Raw genomic sequence first — 18,610 nt, forward strand, 5'->3', positions numbered from 1 at the left:
CTCCCTTACAGAGGCGCGGAAACACGGGCTAGGGTGGCCAACGTAAAGCACTCGCGGGAGCCCGGACGCACCGGGCTGAGAGGGAGGCTGGCGGCCTCCGACCGTACGAACCTGATCCGGGTCATGCCGGCGAAGGGAGGGGCTGGACGCCCATGTCGTCCTCACGTACGTCAGACGTCCTCGTCATCGGGGGCGGGATCATCGGCCTGGTCACGGCCTGGCGGGCCGCACAGCGCGGGTTCGCCACCACCGTCGTGGACCCCGGGCCGGGTGGCGGGGCCGCCCAGGTGGCGGCCGGCATGCTGGCCGCCGTCACGGAACTGCACTACGGGGAGCAGACCCTGCTCGGCCTGAACCTGGAGTCGGCCCGCCGCTATCCGGCCTTCGCGGCCGAGCTGACCGACCTCACCGGCCAGGACCTCGGCTACCGCCGCAGCGGCACGCTCGCCGTCGCACTGGACGCCGACGACCGCGCCCATCTGCGTGAACTGCACGCGCTGCAACAACAGTCGGGGCTGGACTCCGAGTGGCTGTCCGGCCGGGAGTGCCGCCGCCTGGAGCCGATGCTCGCGCCGGGCGTGCGTGGGGGGCTCCGGGTCGACGGCGACCACCAGATCGACCCGCGGCGGCTCACCAAGGCCCTGCTGGCGGCGTGCGAGCGGGCCGGGGTGCTCTTCCACCGCTCATGGGCGGAGCGGCTGTCCGTCGTACGGGAGCGGGCGGCCGGTGTCGTCACCCGAGAGGGGGTCGCGCTGGGCGCCGAGCAGGTGGTACTCGCCGGGGGCAGCCTCAGCGGGCGGCTGGCGGGGGTGCCCGAGGACGTCCTGCCGCCCGTGCGGCCCGTGAAGGGGCAGGTGCTGCGGCTGACCGTGCCCGAGCGGTACGCGCCCTTCCTGAGCCGGACCGTGCGGGCCGTGGTGCGCGGCAGCCATGTCTACCTGGTGCCGCGCGAGAACGGCGAACTCGTGGTCGGCGCGACCAGCGAGGAGCTCGGCTGGGACACCACGGTGACCGCGGGCGGGGTGTACGAGCTGCTGCGCGACGCCCACGAACTGGTGCCCGGCATCACCGAGCTGCCGCTCACCGAGACCCGGGCCGGACTGCGTCCCGGCTCCCCCGACAACGCGCCGCTGCTCGGCCCGACCGCGCTGGACGGGCTGCTGCTGGCCACCGGGCACTACCGCAACGGCGTGCTGCTCACCCCGGTCACCGGCGACGCCCTGGCGCACGCCCTCGTCACCGGAGAACTCCCCGAGGAGGCCCGCCCGTTCACCGCCAGGCGCTTCGCCGCCACCCTCACGGAGCAGCCCGCATGAACATCTCGGTCAACGGCGAGCGGCGCCAGGTGGCTCCCGGTACGGCACTCGACGCCCTGGTGAAGTCCCTCACCCCGGCGCCCTCCGGAGTGGCTGCCGCCCTCAACGAAACCGTCGTCCCGCGCGCGCAGTGGCCGTCGACGTCCCTCTCCGAGGGTGACCGCGTCGAGGTCCTCACCGCCGTCCAAGGAGGCTGACCCATGGCCGACGATCCCTTCGTCATCGGTGACCTGTCCTTCGCGTCCCGTCTGATCATGGGTACGGGCGGTGCCCCCAGCCTGGAGGTGCTGGAGCGGGCGCTGGTCGCGTCGGGGACCGAGCTGACGACGGTCGCGATGCGCCGGGTCCGTCCGGACGTGCACGGTTCGGTGCTGTCGGTGCTGGCGAAGCTCGGCATCCGGGTGCTGCCGAACACCGCCGGCTGCTTCACCGCCGGCGAGGCCGTCCTCACCGCCCGCCTCGCCCGTGAGGCGCTCGGCACCGACGTCGTCAAGCTGGAGGTCATCGCCGACGAGCGGACCCTGCTGCCGGACCCGATCGAGCTGCTGGAGGCGGCGGAGACGCTGGTGGACGACGGGTTCACGGTGCTGCCGTACACGAACGACGACCCGGTGCTGGCGCGGAAGCTGGAGGATGCCGGCTGTGCGGCGATCATGCCGCTGGGTTCGCCGATCGGGTCCGGGCTCGGGATCCGCAATCCGCACAACTTCCAGCTGATCGTGGAGCACGCGCGCGTGCCGGTGATCCTGGACGCGGGGGCCGGTACCGCGTCGGATGTGACGCTGGCGATGGAGCTGGGGTGTGCCGGGGTCATGCTGGCGTCGGCGGTGACGCGGGCGCGGGAGCCGGAGCGGATGGCCGCCGCCATGCGGCACGCCGTCGAGGCGGGGCGGCTGGCCCGGCTGGCGGGGCGCATTCCCCGGCGGCACTTCGCGCAGGCGTCGTCTCCCGCGGAGGGTCTGGCCAGCCTGGATCCCGAACGACCCGCCTTCTGAACCCACGTTCGCCAGAGGTTCCACGGAAGCCGGACGCCGGTGCGACGGAAGCCGGACGCCGGTGCGACATCGGTCACAGGTCGGCTGCAGTCCCACCCCGATCAGGGCCGAACCCGCAGCGCTGTCAGCGGCGGCTCGTACACTCACCTGCGTGGATACGACCCTTCAGGACCCTCTGGTCGGGCAGGTGCTCGACGGCCGCTATCGCGTCGACGCGCGGATCGCGGTCGGCGGCATGGCCACGGTCTACCGGGCCCTGGACACGCGCCTGGACCGGGTGCTCGCGCTCAAGGTGATGCATCCGGCGCTGGCGGCTGACGGGACCTTCGTCGAGCGGTTCATCCGCGAGGCCAAGTCCGTCGCACGACTCGCCCACCCGAACGTCGTGCAGGTCTTCGACCAGGGCACCGACGGGTCGTACGTCTACCTCGCCATGGAGTACATCGCCGGCTGCACCCTGCGTGACGTGCTGCGCGACCGTGGGGCACTGCAGCCGAGGGCCGCGCTCGACATCCTCGAGCCGGTGCTGGCCGCGCTGGGCGCCGCGCACCGGGCCGGGTTCGTGCACCGGGACATGAAGCCGGAGAACGTCCTGATAGGGGACGACGGCCGGGTGAAGGTCGCCGACTTCGGGCTGGTGCGCTCCGTGGACACCGTCACCAGCACCACCGGGGCGGTGCTCGGCACCGTCTCGTACCTCGCGCCCGAGCAGATCGAGCAGCCGGGCGCCGCCGACCCCCGCGTCGACGTGTACGCGTGCGGGGTCGTCCTCCACGAGATGCTCACCGGCGAGAAGCCGCACGACGGGGATTCCCCGGCGATCGTGCTCTACAAGCACCTCCACGAGGACGTCCCGCCCCCGTCGGCGCTCGTGCCCGGGCTGGCGTACGAACTGGACGAACTGGTCGCCTCCGCGACCGCCCGCAACCCCGGTCTGCGGCCGTACGACGCGGTCGCGCTGCTCGCCCAGGCGCGGGAGGCCCGCTCCAGGCTCAGCGACGGCCAGTTGGACGCCGTGCCGCCGCAGGCCGTCTCCGTGGCGCACGACAATGGCGAGGACCGCACGAGCGTGCTCCCGCGCGCGCTGAACATCCCGCGCCTCATGCCGGTCAACGAGGACGAGCCCGGAATCCACCGCACGAGCCGGCTGGAGTCCGGGCCGCCGCTGCCCCCGCGCCGCCGTACCCGCCCGCCGGGCCGTGTCTACGCCCTCGTCGCCGCCGTGCTGCTGGTCCTCGGGGTGGGCGCGGGCGTCTGGTACATCAACTCCGGCCAGTTCACCAAGGTCCCTCCAGTGCTGGAGAAGACCGAGGCGCAGGCCCGGAGCCGGCTGGAGGCGGCCGGGCTGGAGGTCGGCAAGGTCGAGCACGAGTACAGCGACACCGTGAAGCGGGGCACCGTCGTCGGCACCGACCCGGAACCGGGCGCCCGTATCCGGGACAACGACTCCGTGAAGCTCGTCATCTCCGACGGGCCGGAGACCGTGAAGGTGCCCGACGTGCAGGACTACCGGCTGGACAAGGCCAGAACCGCGCTGAAGCAGGGCGGGCTGGAGCCGGGCATGGTCACCCGGGAGTTCAGCGACGAGGTGGAGAAGGGCTCCGTGATCTCCACGGACCCGGCGGGCGGCACCGAGCGGCGCGCGGGGTCGGCGGTAGCGATCGTCGTCAGCAAGGGCAGTCCGATCGACGTTCCGGACGTCACGGGCGAGTCCGTTCAGGACGCGACGGCGGACCTGGAGGACGCGGGCCTGAAGGTGGAGGTCTCCGACGAGGAGATCAACTCCTCCGACGTCGACAAGGGGCAGGTCGCCCGGCAGACTCCCGAGGACGGCAGCACCGCGGCCGAGGGCGACACGGTGACCCTGACCCTGTCCAAGGGCCCCGAGATGGTGGAGGTCCCGGACGTGGTCGGCGACAACGTCGACGACGCCAAGGCCGAGCTGGAGGACGCCGGGTTCGAGGTCGACGAGGACCGCGGGCTGCTCGGGCTGTTCGGGGACACCGTCAAGAAGCAGTCCGTGGAGGGCGGGGAGAGCGCGCCCAAGGGGTCGAAGATCACGATCACCATCCGCTGACCGGGCGTCTTCGGGCACGTGGCACCCTGAACCGGTGAACAGTCAGCACCCCGGCACCTCCCGCAGTCCCGTCGGCGGTCACGTCCCCGTGGCCGGCGGCCTGCACTCCGTAGGGCTGTCGTACGCCCATGACCTGAAGGCCGAGGCCGTGCAGGTCTTCGTCGCCAACCCGCGCGGCTGGGCCACGCCGGCCGGGAACCCGCGGCAGGACGAGGACTTCCGGGCGGTGTGCGCGGCCGAGTCGATCCCGGCGTACGTGCATGCCCCGTACCTGATCAACTTCGGCTCGCACACCGAGGCGACCGTGGAGAAGTCGGTGGAGTCGCTGCGCCACTCACTGCGGCGTGGGCGGGACATCGGGGCGCTGGGCGTGGTCGTGCACACCGGCAGCGCGACCGGCGGCCGGGACCGGTCGGTGGCGCTGAAGCAGGTGCGGCAGCACATGCTGCCGCTGCTGGACGAACTCACCCATGACGACGACCCGTTCCTGCTGCTGGAGTCGACGGCCGGGCAGGGCGCCTCACTGTGCTCGCGGACCTGGGACTTCGGGCCGTACTTCGAGGCGCTGGACGCCCATCCGAAGCTGGGCGTGTGCCTGGACACCTGCCACATCTTCGCGGCCGGACACGACCTGACCGGGCCGAGCGGCATGCACCAGACCCTCGATCTGCTGGTGGACACGGTCGGCGAGGGCAGGCTGAAGCTGATCCACGCCAACGACTCCCAGGACGTGGTCGGCGCGCACAAGGACCGGCACGAGAACATCGGCTCCGGCCACATAGGCGAGGATCCGTTCCGCGCCCTGATGACCCACCCCGCCACCGAGGGCGTACCGCTGGTCATCGAGACACCCGGCGGCAAGGAAGGACATGCGGCGGACGTGGAGCGGCTGAAGAAACTGCGGGACGGCTGACTCCGAAGACCGTGACACCGTGAGAGCGAAGACCGTGACACCGGAGGCAGTGACGCGGGTTCAGAGCTCGGGGCCCTCCCCGGGCTCCTCCTGGTAGGAGTAGCGCTGCTGCTTCCAGGGATCGCCGATGTTGTGGTAGCCGCGTTCCTCCCAGAAACCGCGGCGGTCGGCGGTCATGTACTCGACGCCACGGACCCATTTGGGGCCCTTCCAGGCGTACAGGTGGGGGACGACGAGGCGGAGCGGGAAGCCGTGCTCCGCGGTCAGCAGTTCGCCGTCCTTGTGGGTGGCGAAGATCGTGTGCTCGGACGCGAAGTCCTCAAGGCGCAGGTTGGAGCTGAAGCCGTACTCCGCCCACACCATCACATGGGTGACGGAGGGGGCGGGCGGCGCGGTCTCCAGGATGGTCCGGGCGGGGATGCCGCCCCACTCGGCGCCGAGCATGCTGAACTTCGTCACGCAGTGCAGGTCGCCCATGACCGTGGTGTACGGCAGGGCCGTGAACTCCTCGTGGTTCCAGCAGTGTTTCTCGCCGTCCGCGGTGGCTCCGAAGACCCGGAACTCCCAGCGTTCGGGCCGGAACTTGGGGACGGGACCGTAGTGCGTGACCGGCCAGCCACGCTGCACTCGCTGCCCCGGCGGAAGCTCGGAGTGTGCCGCTTCTCCTGACTCGCGTTCCACCGGCTGACCCATGACTCCATCCTGACAGACCGGGGACAGTGCACAGGACCAACCCCCACCCAAAACGGGCAATGAGGACTGAGTGTGCCCTTACTTACTAAGTGAAGACTTACTGGACGATCTTCGTTGCCGGTGCAATCATGCGGCGCAACCCGCCAGTTCCCCCAGGTCGGAAGGAGCCTCTGCGATGCAGGGCGACCCCGAGGTCATCGAATTCCTCAACGAGCAGCTGACCGCCGAGCTCACCGCGATCAACCAGTACTTCCTGCACGCGAAGATGCAGGAGAACTTCGGCTGGACCAAGCTCGCGAAGTACACGCGGTCCGAGTCGTTCGACGAGATGAAGCACGCGGAGCTGCTCACCGACCGGATCCTGTTCCTGGACGGGCTGCCGAACTACCAGCGTCTCTTCCATGTGCGCGTGGGGCAGACCGTCCAGGAGATGTTCGAGGCCGACCGGCAGGTCGAGGTGGAGGCGATCGACCGGCTCCGGCGCGGCATCAAGGTGATGCGGGAGAAGGGCGACATCACGTCGGCCACCATCTTCGAGTCGATCCTGGCGGACGAGGAGCACCACATCGACTACCTCGACACCCAGCTGGAACTTCTGGAGAAGCTCGGTGAGGCGCTCTACATCGCCCAGCTGATCGAGCAGCCGGAGAGCTAGGCGGCCTCTTCGAGTCCTTCGAGCCCTTCGAGTCCGGTCAGGATCGACATGCCCTGGTCGGCCGGCTCCCGCCGGGGGTTCGCGCCTCGGCCGAGGATCGCCTGGATCCGGCGGACGCAGGATCCGCAGTCCGTGCCGGCCTTGCAGGCGGAGGCGATCTGGCGGGGTGTGCAGGCGCCGTTCTCCGCGTGCTGCTGGACCTGCGCTTCGGTCACTCCGAAGCAGTTGCAGACGAACACGCGGATTCACCTCCCGCCGAGATCAATAAGGCTAACCTAACCTTACCCGTCACGCGGAAGCGGCAAAAGTGGAGTGGGGCGCGGATCGTATGTGATCCGCGCCCCACTTCGCGTTCCCGTAAGAGGTGAACCCGTCACCGGTCTGCTACTGGTCGCGGTACATCTCCGCGACCAGGAACGCCAGGTCGAGGGACTGGCTGCGGTTCAGGCGGGGGTCGCAGGCCGTCTCGTAGCGCTGGTGCAGGTCGTCGACGAAGATCTCGTCGCCGCCGCCCACGCACTCGGTGACGTCGTCGCCGGTGAGCTCCACGTGGATGCCGCCCGGGTGGGTGCCCAGACCCTTGTGGACCTCGAAGAAGCCCTTGACCTCGTCGAGCACGTCGTCGAAGCGGCGGGTCTTGTGACCGGAGGCCGCCTCGAAGGTGTTGCCGTGCATCGGGTCGGTCACCCAGGCCACGGTCGCGCCCGAGGCGGTGACCTTCTCGACCAGCTCGGGCAGCTTGTCGCGGACCTTGTCGGCGCCCATGCGGACGATGAAGGTCAGCCGGCCCGGCTCCCGGTCGGGGTCCAGGCGCTCGATGTACTGCAGCGCCTCCTCGGCCGTGGTCGTCGGGCCCAGCTTGATGCCGATCGGGTTGCGGATCCGCGAGGCGAACTCGATGTGCGCGTGGTCCAGCTGCCGGGTGCGCTCACCGATCCACACCATGTGCGCGGAGACGTCGTACAGCTGCCCGGTGCGGGAGTCGACCCTGGTCAGCGCCGACTCGTAGTCCAGCAGCAGCGCCTCGTGGGAGGAGTAGAACTCGACGGTCTTGAACTCCTCCGGGTCGGTCCCGCAGGCGTGCATGAAGTTGAGCGCCTGGTCGATCTCGCGGGCGAGCTGCTCGTATCGCTGGCCGGAGGGGGACGACCTCACGAAGTCCTGGTTCCAGGCGTGCACCTGGCGCAGGTCGGCGTAGCCGCCGGTGGTGAAGGCACGCACCAGGTTCAGCGTCGAGGCGGAGGCGTGGTACATCCGCTTCAGGCGCTCGGGGTCCGGGATGCGGGCCGCCTCGTTGAAGTCGAAGCCGTTGACGGAGTCGCCGCGGTACGTCGGCAGGGTCACGCCGTCGCGGGTCTCGGTGCCCTTGGAGCGCGGCTTGGAGTACTGGCCGGCGATCCGGCCCACCTTCACGACCGGCACGGAGGCCGCGTACGTGAGCACGGCGCCCATCTGGAGCAGGGTCTTGAGCTTCTGACGGATGTGGTCGGCGGACACCGCGTCGAAGGCCTCGGCACAGTCGCCGCCCTGGAGGAGGAACGCCTCTCCCTTGGCGACGGCCGCCATCCGGGCGCGCAGCTGGTCGCACTCGCCCGCGAAGACGAGCGGCGGATACGACTCGAGGTCCGCGATCACTGCGCGCAGAGCCTCGGTGTCGGGGTACTCGGGCTGCTGCGCCGCGGGCAGGTCTCGCCAGGTGTTGCCAGCACTCGCGCTGGTCTTAGCGTTCACGGTCACGCCCTCAACATTACGGGGTCGTGTCGACCGGTTTTCTCCCGGCTCGACAGGTGAGACGCGCTCCCGCTCAGGTGCGCGTGGGGTAAGGTGCGTCGCATGTTCGCGCATTCGACCCAGACCTGGTGGTGGACCGCTCATCCGGCGGCCCACTGACTGCGCGTACGCAAGACTTCGCGAAGGCCGCCCGAGGGGCGGCCTTCGGTGTTTTCCGGCTCCGGGGTCGTCTCTCCTTCACAGAAGGAACACGACCGATGAACCTGCGTGACCTGCTGCACGATCCCCGCCCGTTCGCCCTGCTGCGGCGCCGCGCCCCCGGGCACGACGAGAACACGGTCGAACTGCTGATCGGCCCCGTCACCACGCACGACCGGCTGGCCGACCTCCCCGACGAGGGTCTCGCGCTCGTCCCGTTCCGGCAGATCCGCGAACGTGGCTTCGACGTCCGCGACGACGGGACACCGCTCGCGGTGCTGACGCCCGAGGAGACGTACGCCCTGTCTCTCCAGGACACCCTCGCCCAGCTGCCCGCCCACGACGTACGGGTCCGGGACGGCGGCTTCGACGTGGACGACGAGGAGTACGCCGAGATCGTCGGGCGGGTGCTGCGGGAGGAGATCGGGCGGGGCGAGGGCGCGAACTTCGTGATCCGGCGGACGTACGAGGGCAGGATCCCGGGATTCTCCAGGGCCGACGCCCTCGCCCTGTTCCGGCGGCTCCTCGAAGGCGAGCGGGGCGCGTACTGGACGTTCGTGGTGCACACCGGGGACCGCACGCTGGTCGGCGCGAGCCCCGAGGTGCACGTCCGGATGTCCGGCGGGACCGTCGTCATGAACCCGATCAGCGGGACGTACCGCTATCCCGCCGAGGGGCCGACCCCCGAGCACCTGCTCGGCTTCCTCGCCGACGGCAAGGAGATCGAGGAACTGTCGATGGTCGTCGACGAGGAGCTCAAGATGATGTGCACGGTCGGCGACATGGGCGGGGTCGTGGTCGGACCCCGGCTCAAGGAGATGGCGCACCTCGCGCACACCGAGTACGAGCTGCGCGGCAGGTCCTCGCTGGACGTGCGGGAGGTCCTGAAGGAGACCATGTTCGCCGCCACGGTCACCGGCTCGCCCGTGCAGAACGCCTGCCGGGTCATCGAGCGGCACGAGGCCGGCGGGCGCGGCTACTACGCCGGCGCGCTGGCGCTGATCGGGCGGGACTCGGGCGGTGCCCAGACCCTGGACTCCCCCATCCTCATCCGTACCGCCGACATCGGCGCCGACGGACGGTTGCGGGTACCGGTCGGGGCGACACTGGTGCGCGGATCCGACCCCGCGGGCGAGGTAGCGGAGACCCACGCGAAGGCGGCGGGGGTGCTGGCCGCCCTGGGGGTACGTGCGGCACGGCCGCGCGCGGAGTCCGTACGGCCCCGGCTGGCCGACGATCCACGGGTACGGGCCGCGCTCGACGGGCGCCGGGCCTCGCTGGCCCCGTTTTGGCTGCGGATGCAGGAGCGGTCCGACGAACTGGCCGGGCACGCCCTGGTCGTCGACGGGGAGGACACCTTCACGGCGATGCTCGCGCACGTCCTGCGCTCCTCGGGGCTCACCGTCACCGTCCGCCGGTACGACGACCCCGGTCTGCGGGACGCGGTCCGCGCGCACGAGGGGCCGGTCGTCCTCGGTCCCGGCCCCGGCGACCCGTGCGACACCGCCGATCCCAAGATGCGGTCGCTGCGGGCGCTGACCGCCGAGGTGGTCCGGGACAACCGGCACGGCGTCCTCGGCGTCTGCCTCGGACACGAGCTGCTCGCGGCGGAGCTGGGCCTGGAGATCGTACGGAAGGAAGTGCCGTACCAGGGCGCGCAGACGGAGATCGATCTGTTCGGGCGGAGCGAGACCGTCGGCTTCTACAACAGCTTCGTGGCGCGCTGCGACGACGAGGCCGCAGCGGAGCTGGCCGCGCACGGTGTGGAGGTGAGCCGCAGCGACTGCGGCGAGGTGCACGCCCTGCGCGGGCCGGGGTTCGCGGGCGTGCAGTTCCATCCGGAGTCGGTGCTCACGCTGGACGGCGCGGTGATCGTGCGGGACCTGGTCGGTCAGCTGCGGGGCACCGGCACGGTCTCGGAGGGGCGGCCGGCCTTGTAGTCGAGTGGTGGAGGCTTGTGGGCCGCTATGTACGGCGTACGGCCCACAAGCTCACGCCGCCGGGGGTCAGCCGAAGAACACCCCGACCTCCTCGTACAGCCTCGGATCGACCGTCTTCAGCTGGGCCGTGGCCTCCGCGATCGGGACGCGGACGATGTCCGTGCCGCGCAGGGCGACCATCTGGCCGAAGTCGCCGTCCCGGACGGCGTCGATGGCGTGCAGACCGAAGCGGGTGGCGAGCCAGCGGTCGAAGGCGCTGGGGGTGCCGCCGCGCTGGACGTGCCCGAGGACCGTGGTGCGGGCCTCCTTGCCGGTGCGCCGCTCGATCTCCTTGGCCAGCCACTCGCCGACACCGGACAGCCGGACATGCCCGAACGAGTCCTGCGAGCCGTCCTTGAGGACCATGTCGCCGTCCTTGGGCATCGCGCCCTCGGCGACGACCACGATGGGTGCGTACGACGCCCGGAACCGGGAGGTCACCCAGGCGCACACCTGCTCGACGTCGAAGCGCTGCTCGGGGATGAGGATGACGTTGGCCCCGCCGGCCAGCCCGGAGTGGAGGGCGATCCAGCCCGCGTGCCGGCCCATCACCTCGCAGACCAGGACCCGCATGTGCGACTCGGCGGTGGTGTGCAGCCGGTCGATGGCCTCCGTGGCGATGTTGACGGCGGTGTCGAAGCCGAAGGTGTAGTCGGTGGCGGACAGGTCGTTGTCGATCGTCTTGGGCACGCCGACGCAGGGCACGCCGTGGTGGTCGGACAGCTCGGCGGCCACGCCCAGGGTGTCCTCGCCGCCGATCACGATCAGCGCCTCGACCTCCTGCTCGGCGAGGTTCTCCTGGATCCGGCGGATGCCGTCCTCCTGCTTGAGCGGGTTGGTGCGCGAGGAGCCGAGGATGGTGCCGCCGCGGGGCAGGATGCCACGCACCGCGGGGATGTCCAGGCGCACGGTGTAGTTCTCGAGGGGTCCTCGCCAGCCGTCCCGGAAGCCGACGAAGTCATAGCCGTACTCCTGTACGCCCTTGCGGACGATGCCCCGGATGACAGCGTTGAGCCCGGGGCAGTCGCCGCCTCCGGTCAGTACTCCGACGCGCATGGATGTGTCCCTTCGCCAGAGGTTGCCTGCTCATGGCCACGCTAATGGTGACGCAGGTCACTTCGGCATGGGCGGGACGGTCAATTTGTCACTCGTCGTCGAGTCCGCGCTCTATGGCGTACCGCACCAGCTCGACCCTGTTGTGCAACTGGAGCTTGCCGAGGGTGTTCTGGACGTGGTTCTGGACCGTGCGGTGGGAGATGACCAGGCGTTCGGCGATCTGCTTGTAGCTCAGGCCCTTGGCGACCAGACGCAGCACCTCGGTCTCCCGCTCGGTGAGCTGCGGGGCCCTGGGCTGGTCGGCGTCCGGGGCGGCGGGGCCGGGATCGGACGCCAGCCGCCGGTACTCGCCGAGGACCAGGCCGGCCAGGCCGGGCGTGAAGACCGGGTCCCCGACGGCCGTACGGCGGACCGCGTCGAGCAGTTCCTCCGTGGACGCCGACTTCAGCAGATAGCCGGTGGCGCCCGACTTCACGGCCTCCAGCACATCGGCGTGCTCCCCGCTCGCGGACAGCACCAGTACCCGCAACGCCGGGTTGGCGGCGACGAGTTCCTTGCAGACCTGGACGCCGGGCTTCGCGGGCAGGTTCAGGTCGAGCACGAGCACGTCCGGCGCGGCGGCCTTGGCCCGGCGTACGGCCTGGTCGCCGTCGCCGGCGGTGGCGACCACGTCGAAGCCCGAAGCGCCCAGATCACGGGCGACCGCGTCGCGCCACATGGGATGGTCGTCGACCACCATGACCTTGATCGGGCCCTGCCGCATCGCGTAGCTGTCCGTCATCGTCCCTCCGCCTTCCCCCGTGAGGACCGCGTCTGCTTCGGCACTTTCAGTTCGACCTCCGTGCCCTGCCCGGGCACCGAGATCAGGTCGGCGCTGCCGCCGAGTTCCCGCAACCGGCCCCGGATCGACAGGGCGACCCCGAGCCGGCCCTCACCCTCGGCCTGCGCGAGGCGGCCCTCGGGAATACCCGGCCCGTCGTCCCGGACGGTCACGATCACCTCGTCGGGCTCGTCCTCGACGAGAATCCAGGCGCGCGCCTGATCGCCCGCGTGCTTGCGTACGTTGTCCAGGGCGGCGCCGACCGCGGCGGCCAGCTCCCTCGCCGCGGCCGGGGGCAGCGGCACGGGGGCGCCTGGCTCGGCGAGGCTGACCCTCGCGGCGGCGTACGGGGCGAGCAGGGACCGCAGGTCGACCGGGCCGGTGACGTCGTCAGGTTCCTCGACGGCCCGCACGACGGCTCCCTCGGCCTCGTCCTCCGAGACCCGGGAGACCGGGACCAGGCCGCCGGAGACCAGGGTGCGCAGGGCGACCTCCTGCTCGCCTGCCATCCGGCCCAGCTCGGCCGCCTCGCCGCCGAGGACCGCGCCGCGCCGCTGCACCATCGCCAGCACCTGGAGCACGCCGTCGTGGATGTCCCGGGCCAACCGCTCCCGCTCCCGGGTCGTCGCCTCGATCTCCAGGGCGCGGGCGAGGGTGCGCTCGGAGGCGCGGGCGACCTCGACGACGTACCCGATGGCGATGGCGGCGACCCAGACCAGGATCACGTTGTGGACGGTGTCCCGGGCCGGGGCGCCGCGCTCGGCCAGGTTGGCGAGGGCGACCGCGGTGGAGGCGCCGGCCGCCCAGCGCCAGCCGCCCTTGAGCGCGAAGGCCAGCACGGAACCGGCGGTCCATATCGACGGCAGCGTCGGACCGCCCTCGACGATCCGCGCGGCGTCGTCGGCGACGCGGGTGAGCAGGATGCCGCTGATCGCGATCGTGAGGTCGGCGGCGAGGAAGCGCTTGGTGCAGGCCACCGCGTTCGCGACCCGGGGGAGAGTGGCCAGGGTCCACACGAAAAGCACGACGTAGTAGGCGATGGCCACACCGGGGCGGGAGTACTCGTCGTAGGCGGTGGCGAACAGGCCGACCGCGTACAGCATCGTGAGCACCCGGTACGCGGTCAGCGCACGCCACAGCGGCAGCTCGACCGACATACGCATGACCCGCTCGCGCTTGGCCAACTCCCCACCCCCAGGTCCGTCCCCACCCTAGGGCCCGGACCGCTCCTTCTCGCCCTGTTCCCGCTCGGCCTGTTCCCGCTCGGCCTGTTCCCGCTCCGCCTGCGCCGCCCCGGCTTGTTCCTTCTCCGTCTGCGCCGCCGCGGCCTTCGCCGCCTTCTCCGCTTCCTTCCCGGCCTTCGCCGCCTCCGCGATCTGCCGCTTGGCGGCGGTCGCGTACATGTCGACGTACTCCTGGCCGGAGAGCTTCATGATCTCGTACATGACCTCGTCGGTCAGGGCGCGCAGGACGAACCGGTCGTGCTCCATGCCCTGGTAGCGGCTGAAGTCCAGGGGCTTGCCGATCCGGATGCCCGGCCGCATCAGCTTCGGCATCACCTGGCCGGGCGGCTGGATCTTCTCCGTGTCGATCATGGCGACCGGGATGACCGGGGCGCCGCCGGCCAGCGCCAGACGCGCGAGGCCGCCGGGCTTGCCCCGGTACAGGCGGCCGTCGGGCGAACGCGTGCCCTCCGGATAGATGCCGAACAACTCACCGCGCTCCAGCACTTCCAGGCCGCTCTTGATGGCCGCCTCGCCCGCGCCGCGCGCGCCGGAGCGGTCCACCGGGAGCTGGCCCACCCCCTTGAAGAACGCGGCCGTCAGCCGGCCCTTCACACCGGGCGTGGTGAAGTACTCCGCCTTCGCGATGAACGTGACCTTGCGGTCCAGGACCGCGGGCAGGAAGAACGAGTCGGAGAACGACAGGTGATTGCTCGCCAGGATGGCGGGGCCCTCGGCCGGAATGTGCTCCATTCCCTCCACCCAGGGCCTGAAGGCGACCTTCAGCGGCCCTCCGATGGCGACCTTCATCGTGCCGTACAACACCCGAGTGCCTCCTGTGTCCGTCGATGAGACCTTAACCCGGAGCCCTCTCGAAGAGACCGACGGCCCTGGTCGGTGTCAGTGCGGTCGCGTACCGTGAAGCACACCTGGACTCGTTCACGTCCTTCTCATGAACAGGAGACCGAAGGTGCCGGTGCTGCCTGGAGCCGAGCCGTTCCGCCACGAGGGCGGGGAAGCGGGTGTCCTCCTCTGTCACGGCTTCACCGGTTCGCCCCAGTCACTGCGCCCCTGGGCGGAGTATCTGGCCGAGCGCGATCTGACCGTCTCACTGCCTCTGCTGCCCGGCCACGGCACCCGCTGGGAGGACATGCAGCTCACCGGCTGGCAGGACTGGTATGCCGAGGTGGACCGCGAACTGCGGGCCCTGCGCGAGCGGTGCACGCAGGTGTTCGTGGCCGGCCTGTCGATGGGCGGCACCCTCGCGCTGCGGCTGGCCGCCAAGCACGGGGAGGCGATCAGCGGTGTCGTGGTCGTCAACCCGGCGAACCGGATGCACGGCCTGGCCGCGTACGCGCTTCCGGTGGTCCACCACGTCGTCCGGACGACGAAGGGCATCGCCAGCGACATCGCCAAGGAAGGCAGCACCGAGCTGGGGTACGACCGGGTGCCGTTGCGCGCGGCGCACTCCCTGCGCACCTTCTTCCGCCTGGTCGACGGTGAGCTGCCGCAGGTCACCCAGCCGCTGCTGGTCCTGCGCAGCGCCCAGGACCATGTGGTGCCGCCGGTCGACTCCGCCCGCGTCCTGAGTCGGGTCTCGTCCACGGACGTAACTGAGGTCGTGCTGGAACAGAGCTACCACGTCGCGACGTTGGACCATGAGGCAGACCGGATCTGCGCGGAGAGCTACGCGTTCATCGCCCGGCTCGCCCCCAGCATCGGCAAGGAAGGGACGGCCGCCCGTGGCTGAGCACGACTCCGATCGCGAGGAGCGCGAGGACCGCGAGCCGGAAGAGCAGAACGTCCCGTTCGACGAGGACGCGGCATGGGCGGCCATCGTCGCCGGATACGGCGACGAGCCGCCGGACCCGCCGGGCGCCAAGCCCTTCAAGGCGGTCGAGGATCTGGCGCTGCTGGAGACCGAGACGAACGACGGGGGTTCCCAGGAGACCGGTCCCCAGGAGGCCGGGGACACCAAGCAGGCCACCAAGGAGCCCCGGGAGTCCGGGCAGGACAAGCCCGCGAAGCCGCTCGGCGGTTCCGTCTCCTTCGCGCCCGGGCTCGGCCCGCGGGACTACGGCACGCCGGAACCGGCCGAAGAGGACTTCGACGAGGACGACGAGGGGCACTTCGTCCCCCCGGAGCCGCCGCCGCTGCCCGCCGCCGACACCACCGCCAAGTTCGCCTGGCTGGGGGTGCTGGGCGGCCCCGTCCTGCTCCTGCTGGCGGTCCTGCTGGGCTGGGAGATGACCTGGTGGCTGACCACGGTCGCCATCGGCGGCTTCCTGGGCGGCTTCGCCACGCTGGTCATGCGGATGCGGTCGGACGACGAGGACGACGGGGATCCCGGGCGGGGAGCGGTCGTCTGACGCCGTAAACCGGGCGCCGGACGCGCCGGATCATGCTGTCCGGCGGCGGATGCGGTTCAGGCCGCGGGCACCCGCAGCGCGGCCAGAACGGGCAGGTGATCCGTCGCTCTGAGCAGGTCGGCCTCGGTCACCCCGGGGAGCGCCGACGGGACTCCGCAGCCGAGCACCTCGATGCCCTTCGTCGCGAAGATCGCGTCGATGCGGCGGTGGGGGGTGGTGCGGGTCCAGGTGTGTTCGCCGCCCCAGGGGGCGGTGGCCCGGCAGTCCTGGAGACCCTCGGCGAGGCGGTCGAAGGTGCGGCCGCCGGGGGCTTCGTTGAGGTCGCCGCCCGCGATCGCGTGGTCCACGCCCAGGCCGGCCAGGCGGTCGAGGAGCATGCCGCTCTGCTCGTACCGCTCGTCCTCCCGGAGCGAGAGGTGACAGCTCAGCACGCCGACGCGGGCGCCCCCGAACCGTACGACCGCGGTGGCGAAGCCGCGTCGGTGCTCGCCGGGGGTGAGGGGCAGCAGAACGTCCTCGGTGCGCTCGACGGTGGCCCGGAGCGAGCAGAGGATCGCCGGGCCGGCGGCGGTGCCGCCGCCGGTGAGGATCACGAGGTTCGCCGCACGGGCCAGGCGGGCGAGTTTCTTGCGCCAGCGGAAGAAGCGGGGGGCCTCTTGGATGAGGACGACGTCGGGGTCGCACCCCGTGATGACGCGGGCGAGGGCGTCTGTGTCGTCGCGCATGGAGCGGATGTTGTAGGTCAGCACGCGGATGAGGGCTGAACCGTCGGGGTCTGTGCGGGACTCTGGGAGCGGCGCCATGTGGATCAATTTACGCCCAAGAGCTCGGGGCGCGAGGCTGGTGCGCGACTGGCGGTGCGTTGTGGCTTGTCGCGCCCACGATGGATGTCCCCCCGCTCGAGCGAAGCCGAGAGTGGGGAAGAGCCGCGTGGTGATACAGCCCCGCGCCCCTGAGCAGGCACGGTTGCCGCGTCTCGAGAAGGTGACGTCACATGATCGGGTCGGGCTCTCTCGCCAGGTCCGCCGCGCCCACCAGGCCCGCCTTGTTGCCCAGCTGGGCCGCGATGACGTCGGCGACCGGGCGCCAGTTGCCGCCGACCAGCCAGCGCTTGTAGGACTTGCGGATCGGGTCCAGGACCAGTTCGCCCTCGTCCGAGAGGCCGCCGCCGACGATGAAGGCGGACGGGTCGAAGAGGGAGGCGAGGTCGGCGAGGCCGGCGCCGGCCCAGCGGGCGAGCTCGCGGTAGGAGTCGACGGCGACCGGGTCGCCCTGGCGGGCGGCCATGGAGATGTGCTTGCCCTCGATGCCGTCGGGGGTGCCGTCACCCAGGCCCAGGAGGATCTCCGCGTTCTCCGGGGTCGCGTTGGCGCGCTGCTTGGCGTACCGGACGAGGGCGCGGCCGGAGGCGTACTGCTCCCAGCAGCCCTGCGAGCCGCAGCCGCACAGCAGGCCGTCCGGGACCATCCGGATGTGGCCGAACTCGGCGGCCACGCCGAAGTGTCCGCGGCGCAGCTTGTTGCCGATGATGATGCCGCCGCCCAGGCCGGTGCCGAGGGTGATGCAGATGACGTTGCGGTGGCCCTTGCCGGCACCGAACTTGTACTCGCCCCACGCGGCCGCGTTGGCGTCGTTCTCGACGACCACCGGGAGGCCGACGCGGGCCTCGACCTTCTCCTTCAGCGGTTCCTGGCGCCAGTCGATGTTCGGCGCGAAGTAGACGGTGGAGCGCTGGCGGTTGACGTAGCCGGCGGCACCGATGCCCACGCCGACGATCTCGTGCCCGGCGCGCGCGCCGTCCACCGCGGAGGCGATGGCGTCCACGATGCCCTCGGCCGTGCCCGGGGTCGGCACCTTGTGGGTCGAAAGGATGTTGCCTTCCTCATCGACCACGCCGGCCGCGATCTTCGTGCCGCCGATGTCGACGCCGATGGTGAGTCCCATGAATCCCTCAGTTTCGGTCGAGCCCCGCTACGGCCCACGGTACCCGAGGCCCTACCGGTCGGGTTCCGTCGTCCAGTCGGCGGGCAGGGCAGGACCCGGCTCGGGAACTTCGGCGGCTGAAGGGATGCGGTGCGGCGTCGGTCGGCGTCAGTCGAGGTCGATGCGTTCGCCCGGGCCGGACTCGTCGCCGCGGTCGTCCCGGCGGCCGTCCAGGTCGCTCTCCCGGGTCGTCCAGCGTCGCTCCTGGGCCTGCACGGCCGACCGGTACGCGGCCAGGAGTTCGCTCCCCGCGTTCGCCAGATGATCGAAGAGGTCGGGGTTGCGCTCTATCACGGGTTCGACGGCGGCCTTGGCCTGCTGGACGACCTGCTTCACCACCTGCTGGGCGGCCGGTCCGGCGACCGCCCCGAGCAGCGGGGACTGGAAGCCGGACAGCTTGTCCGCGACCGTGTCCACGAGCTTGCGCAGTTCCTCGGCGGCCGACCCCGGAGGCGGGCCGTACTGGGTGCGGCGGCGGGCCTTCTCCGCCGCGAGGTCCTCGGCACAGGCCGTCGCCCAGGCGTCGGCGTCGGTCGCCCGTACCTCGTCCACGGCCTCACGCCCGTCCGCCTCGGGCGGGGGGAGCTCTTCGCTCATGACGG

At 71.1% G+C, this 18,610-nt stretch carries 20 protein-coding genes and 1 riboswitch; of the genes, 10 read left to right on the forward strand and 10 right to left on the reverse strand.

The features are described 5' to 3' along the window. The first annotated feature begins 43 nt into the window (after nucleotides 1-43). Nucleotides 44-155, forward strand: a riboswitch (TPP riboswitch). From thiO to ACIBK3_RS02180, 5 genes are all read left to right on the forward strand, one after another. Then, nucleotides 153-1,316 carry a glycine oxidase ThiO gene (gene thiO, locus ACIBK3_RS02160; protein ID WP_399360937.1) on the forward strand — a complete coding sequence of 388 codons (1,164 nt, stop codon included), beginning with the start codon at nucleotides 153-155 and terminating at the stop codon, nucleotides 1,314-1,316. (Overlaps the previous riboswitch by 3 nt.) Continuing rightward, nucleotides 1,313-1,513, forward strand: coding sequence for a sulfur carrier protein ThiS (thiS, locus tag ACIBK3_RS02165; RefSeq protein WP_399360939.1), 201 nt, complete (start codon nucleotides 1,313-1,315; stop codon nucleotides 1,511-1,513). Before thiO ends, thiS begins: the two co-directional genes overlap by 4 nt. Nucleotides 1,514-1,516: 3 nt before the next feature. Next, nucleotides 1,517-2,311, forward strand: a complete 795-nt coding sequence (locus ACIBK3_RS02170) for a thiazole synthase (protein ID WP_399360941.1) — start codon at nucleotides 1,517-1,519, stop codon at nucleotides 2,309-2,311. A gap of 151 nt (nucleotides 2,312-2,462) precedes the next feature. Next, nucleotides 2,463-4,388 carry a Stk1 family PASTA domain-containing Ser/Thr kinase gene (gene pknB / locus ACIBK3_RS02175; protein WP_399360943.1) on the forward strand — a complete coding sequence of 642 codons (1,926 nt, stop codon included), beginning with the start codon at nucleotides 2,463-2,465 and terminating at the stop codon, nucleotides 4,386-4,388. A 34-nt stretch (nucleotides 4,389-4,422) separates the two neighbouring features. After that, a complete protein-coding gene (locus ACIBK3_RS02180) occupies nucleotides 4,423-5,301 on the forward strand; it encodes a deoxyribonuclease IV (RefSeq protein ID WP_399360945.1) in 879 nt (292 codons plus the stop codon). A gap of 60 nt (nucleotides 5,302-5,361) precedes the next feature. On the opposite strand, the gene ACIBK3_RS02185 is transcribed toward ACIBK3_RS02180, so the two are convergent. Further along, nucleotides 5,362-5,994: a sulfite oxidase-like oxidoreductase gene (locus ACIBK3_RS02185; protein ID WP_399360947.1), complete on the reverse strand. Its 633-nt coding sequence runs from the start codon at nucleotides 5,992-5,994 to the stop codon at nucleotides 5,362-5,364. Between the two features lie 175 nt (nucleotides 5,995-6,169). Between ACIBK3_RS02185 and bfr the strand changes: the two genes are divergently transcribed. Next, nucleotides 6,170-6,649, forward strand: coding sequence for a bacterioferritin (bfr, locus tag ACIBK3_RS02190; RefSeq protein ID WP_399360949.1), 480 nt, complete (start codon nucleotides 6,170-6,172; stop codon nucleotides 6,647-6,649). On the opposite strand, the gene ACIBK3_RS02195 is transcribed toward bfr, so the two are convergent. Both ACIBK3_RS02195 and ACIBK3_RS02200 read right to left on the reverse strand, forming a co-directional pair. Beyond that, entirely contained in the window at nucleotides 6,646-6,888 is a 243-nt protein-coding gene (locus tag ACIBK3_RS02195) for a bacterioferritin-associated ferredoxin (RefSeq protein ID WP_399360951.1), read from the reverse strand. The genes bfr and ACIBK3_RS02195 overlap by 4 nt on opposite strands. 145 nt (nucleotides 6,889-7,033) lie before the next feature. Beyond that, nucleotides 7,034-8,386 (reverse strand): class II 3-deoxy-7-phosphoheptulonate synthase, encoded by a 1,353-nt coding sequence (locus tag ACIBK3_RS02200; RefSeq protein ID WP_030671344.1) that lies wholly within the window; start codon nucleotides 8,384-8,386, stop codon nucleotides 7,034-7,036. 96 nt (nucleotides 8,387-8,482) lie between these two features. Between ACIBK3_RS02200 and ACIBK3_RS02205 the strand changes: the two genes are divergently transcribed. Further along, a complete protein-coding gene (locus ACIBK3_RS02205; RefSeq protein ID WP_073723848.1) occupies nucleotides 8,483-8,539 on the forward strand; it encodes a trp operon leader peptide in 57 nt (18 codons plus the stop codon). A 98-nt stretch (nucleotides 8,540-8,637) separates the two neighbouring features. Further along, nucleotides 8,638-10,518: an anthranilate synthase family protein gene (locus ACIBK3_RS02210; RefSeq protein ID WP_399360954.1), complete on the forward strand. Its 1,881-nt coding sequence runs from the start codon at nucleotides 8,638-8,640 to the stop codon at nucleotides 10,516-10,518. A gap of 66 nt (nucleotides 10,519-10,584) precedes the next feature. On the opposite strand, the gene ACIBK3_RS02215 is transcribed toward ACIBK3_RS02210, so the two are convergent. The 4 genes from ACIBK3_RS02215 to ACIBK3_RS02230 all read right to left on the reverse strand — a co-directional run bounded on the left by ACIBK3_RS02215 (nucleotide 10,585) and on the right by ACIBK3_RS02230 (nucleotide 14,466). After that, nucleotides 10,585-11,613 carry a 6-phosphofructokinase gene (locus tag ACIBK3_RS02215; RefSeq protein ID WP_399360956.1) on the reverse strand — a complete coding sequence of 343 codons (1,029 nt, stop codon included), beginning with the start codon at nucleotides 11,611-11,613 and terminating at the stop codon, nucleotides 10,585-10,587. Nucleotides 11,614-11,701: 88 nt separating this feature from the next. Beyond that, nucleotides 11,702-12,394 carry a response regulator gene (locus tag ACIBK3_RS02220; RefSeq protein WP_399360958.1) on the reverse strand — a complete coding sequence of 231 codons (693 nt, stop codon included), beginning with the start codon at nucleotides 12,392-12,394 and terminating at the stop codon, nucleotides 11,702-11,704. Then, complete coding sequence (gene macS, locus ACIBK3_RS02225; RefSeq protein ID WP_399360960.1) at nucleotides 12,391-13,617, reverse strand: MacS family sensor histidine kinase; 1,227 nt, start codon at nucleotides 13,615-13,617, stop codon at nucleotides 12,391-12,393. The genes ACIBK3_RS02220 and macS overlap by 4 nt, the downstream gene beginning before the upstream one ends. A gap of 27 nt (nucleotides 13,618-13,644) precedes the next feature. Continuing rightward, nucleotides 13,645-14,466: a lysophospholipid acyltransferase family protein gene (locus ACIBK3_RS02230; RefSeq protein ID WP_399362066.1), complete on the reverse strand. Its 822-nt coding sequence runs from the start codon at nucleotides 14,464-14,466 to the stop codon at nucleotides 13,645-13,647. A gap of 160 nt (nucleotides 14,467-14,626) precedes the next feature. Here ACIBK3_RS02230 and ACIBK3_RS02235 point away from each other — a divergent pair, with 160 nt between their 5' ends. Together ACIBK3_RS02235 and ACIBK3_RS02240 are read left to right on the forward strand one after the other, a co-directional pair. Further along, a complete protein-coding gene (locus tag ACIBK3_RS02235) occupies nucleotides 14,627-15,406 on the forward strand; it encodes an alpha/beta hydrolase (protein WP_399362068.1) in 780 nt (259 codons plus the stop codon). Then, nucleotides 15,399-16,025: a hypothetical protein gene (locus ACIBK3_RS02240; protein ID WP_399360962.1), complete on the forward strand. Its 627-nt coding sequence runs from the start codon at nucleotides 15,399-15,401 to the stop codon at nucleotides 16,023-16,025. Before ACIBK3_RS02235 ends, ACIBK3_RS02240 begins: the two co-directional genes overlap by 8 nt. Nucleotides 16,026-16,081: 56 nt before the next feature. Here ACIBK3_RS02240 and ACIBK3_RS02245 read toward each other — a convergent pair whose 3' ends face one another. The 3 genes from ACIBK3_RS02245 to ACIBK3_RS02255 all read right to left on the reverse strand — a co-directional run bounded on the left by ACIBK3_RS02245 (nucleotide 16,082) and on the right by ACIBK3_RS02255 (nucleotide 18,605). Next, nucleotides 16,082-16,828: an endonuclease/exonuclease/phosphatase family protein gene (locus tag ACIBK3_RS02245; RefSeq protein WP_399360964.1), complete on the reverse strand. Its 747-nt coding sequence runs from the start codon at nucleotides 16,826-16,828 to the stop codon at nucleotides 16,082-16,084. 187 nt (nucleotides 16,829-17,015) lie between these two features. Next, nucleotides 17,016-17,969 (reverse strand): ROK family glucokinase, encoded by a 954-nt coding sequence (locus ACIBK3_RS02250; protein WP_399360966.1) that lies wholly within the window; start codon nucleotides 17,967-17,969, stop codon nucleotides 17,016-17,018. Between the two features lie 147 nt (nucleotides 17,970-18,116). After that, the gene (locus tag ACIBK3_RS02255; protein WP_399360968.1) at nucleotides 18,117-18,605 is read right to left on the reverse strand and encodes a DUF5304 domain-containing protein; all 489 of its coding nucleotides are present in this window, start codon (nucleotides 18,603-18,605) and stop codon (nucleotides 18,117-18,119) included. Nucleotides 18,606-18,610 lie beyond the last annotated feature (5 nt).

This window comes from Streptomyces sp. NPDC050287 (assembly GCF_044459385.1).
Lineage (GTDB): Bacteria > Actinomycetota > Actinomycetes > Streptomycetales > Streptomycetaceae > Streptomyces.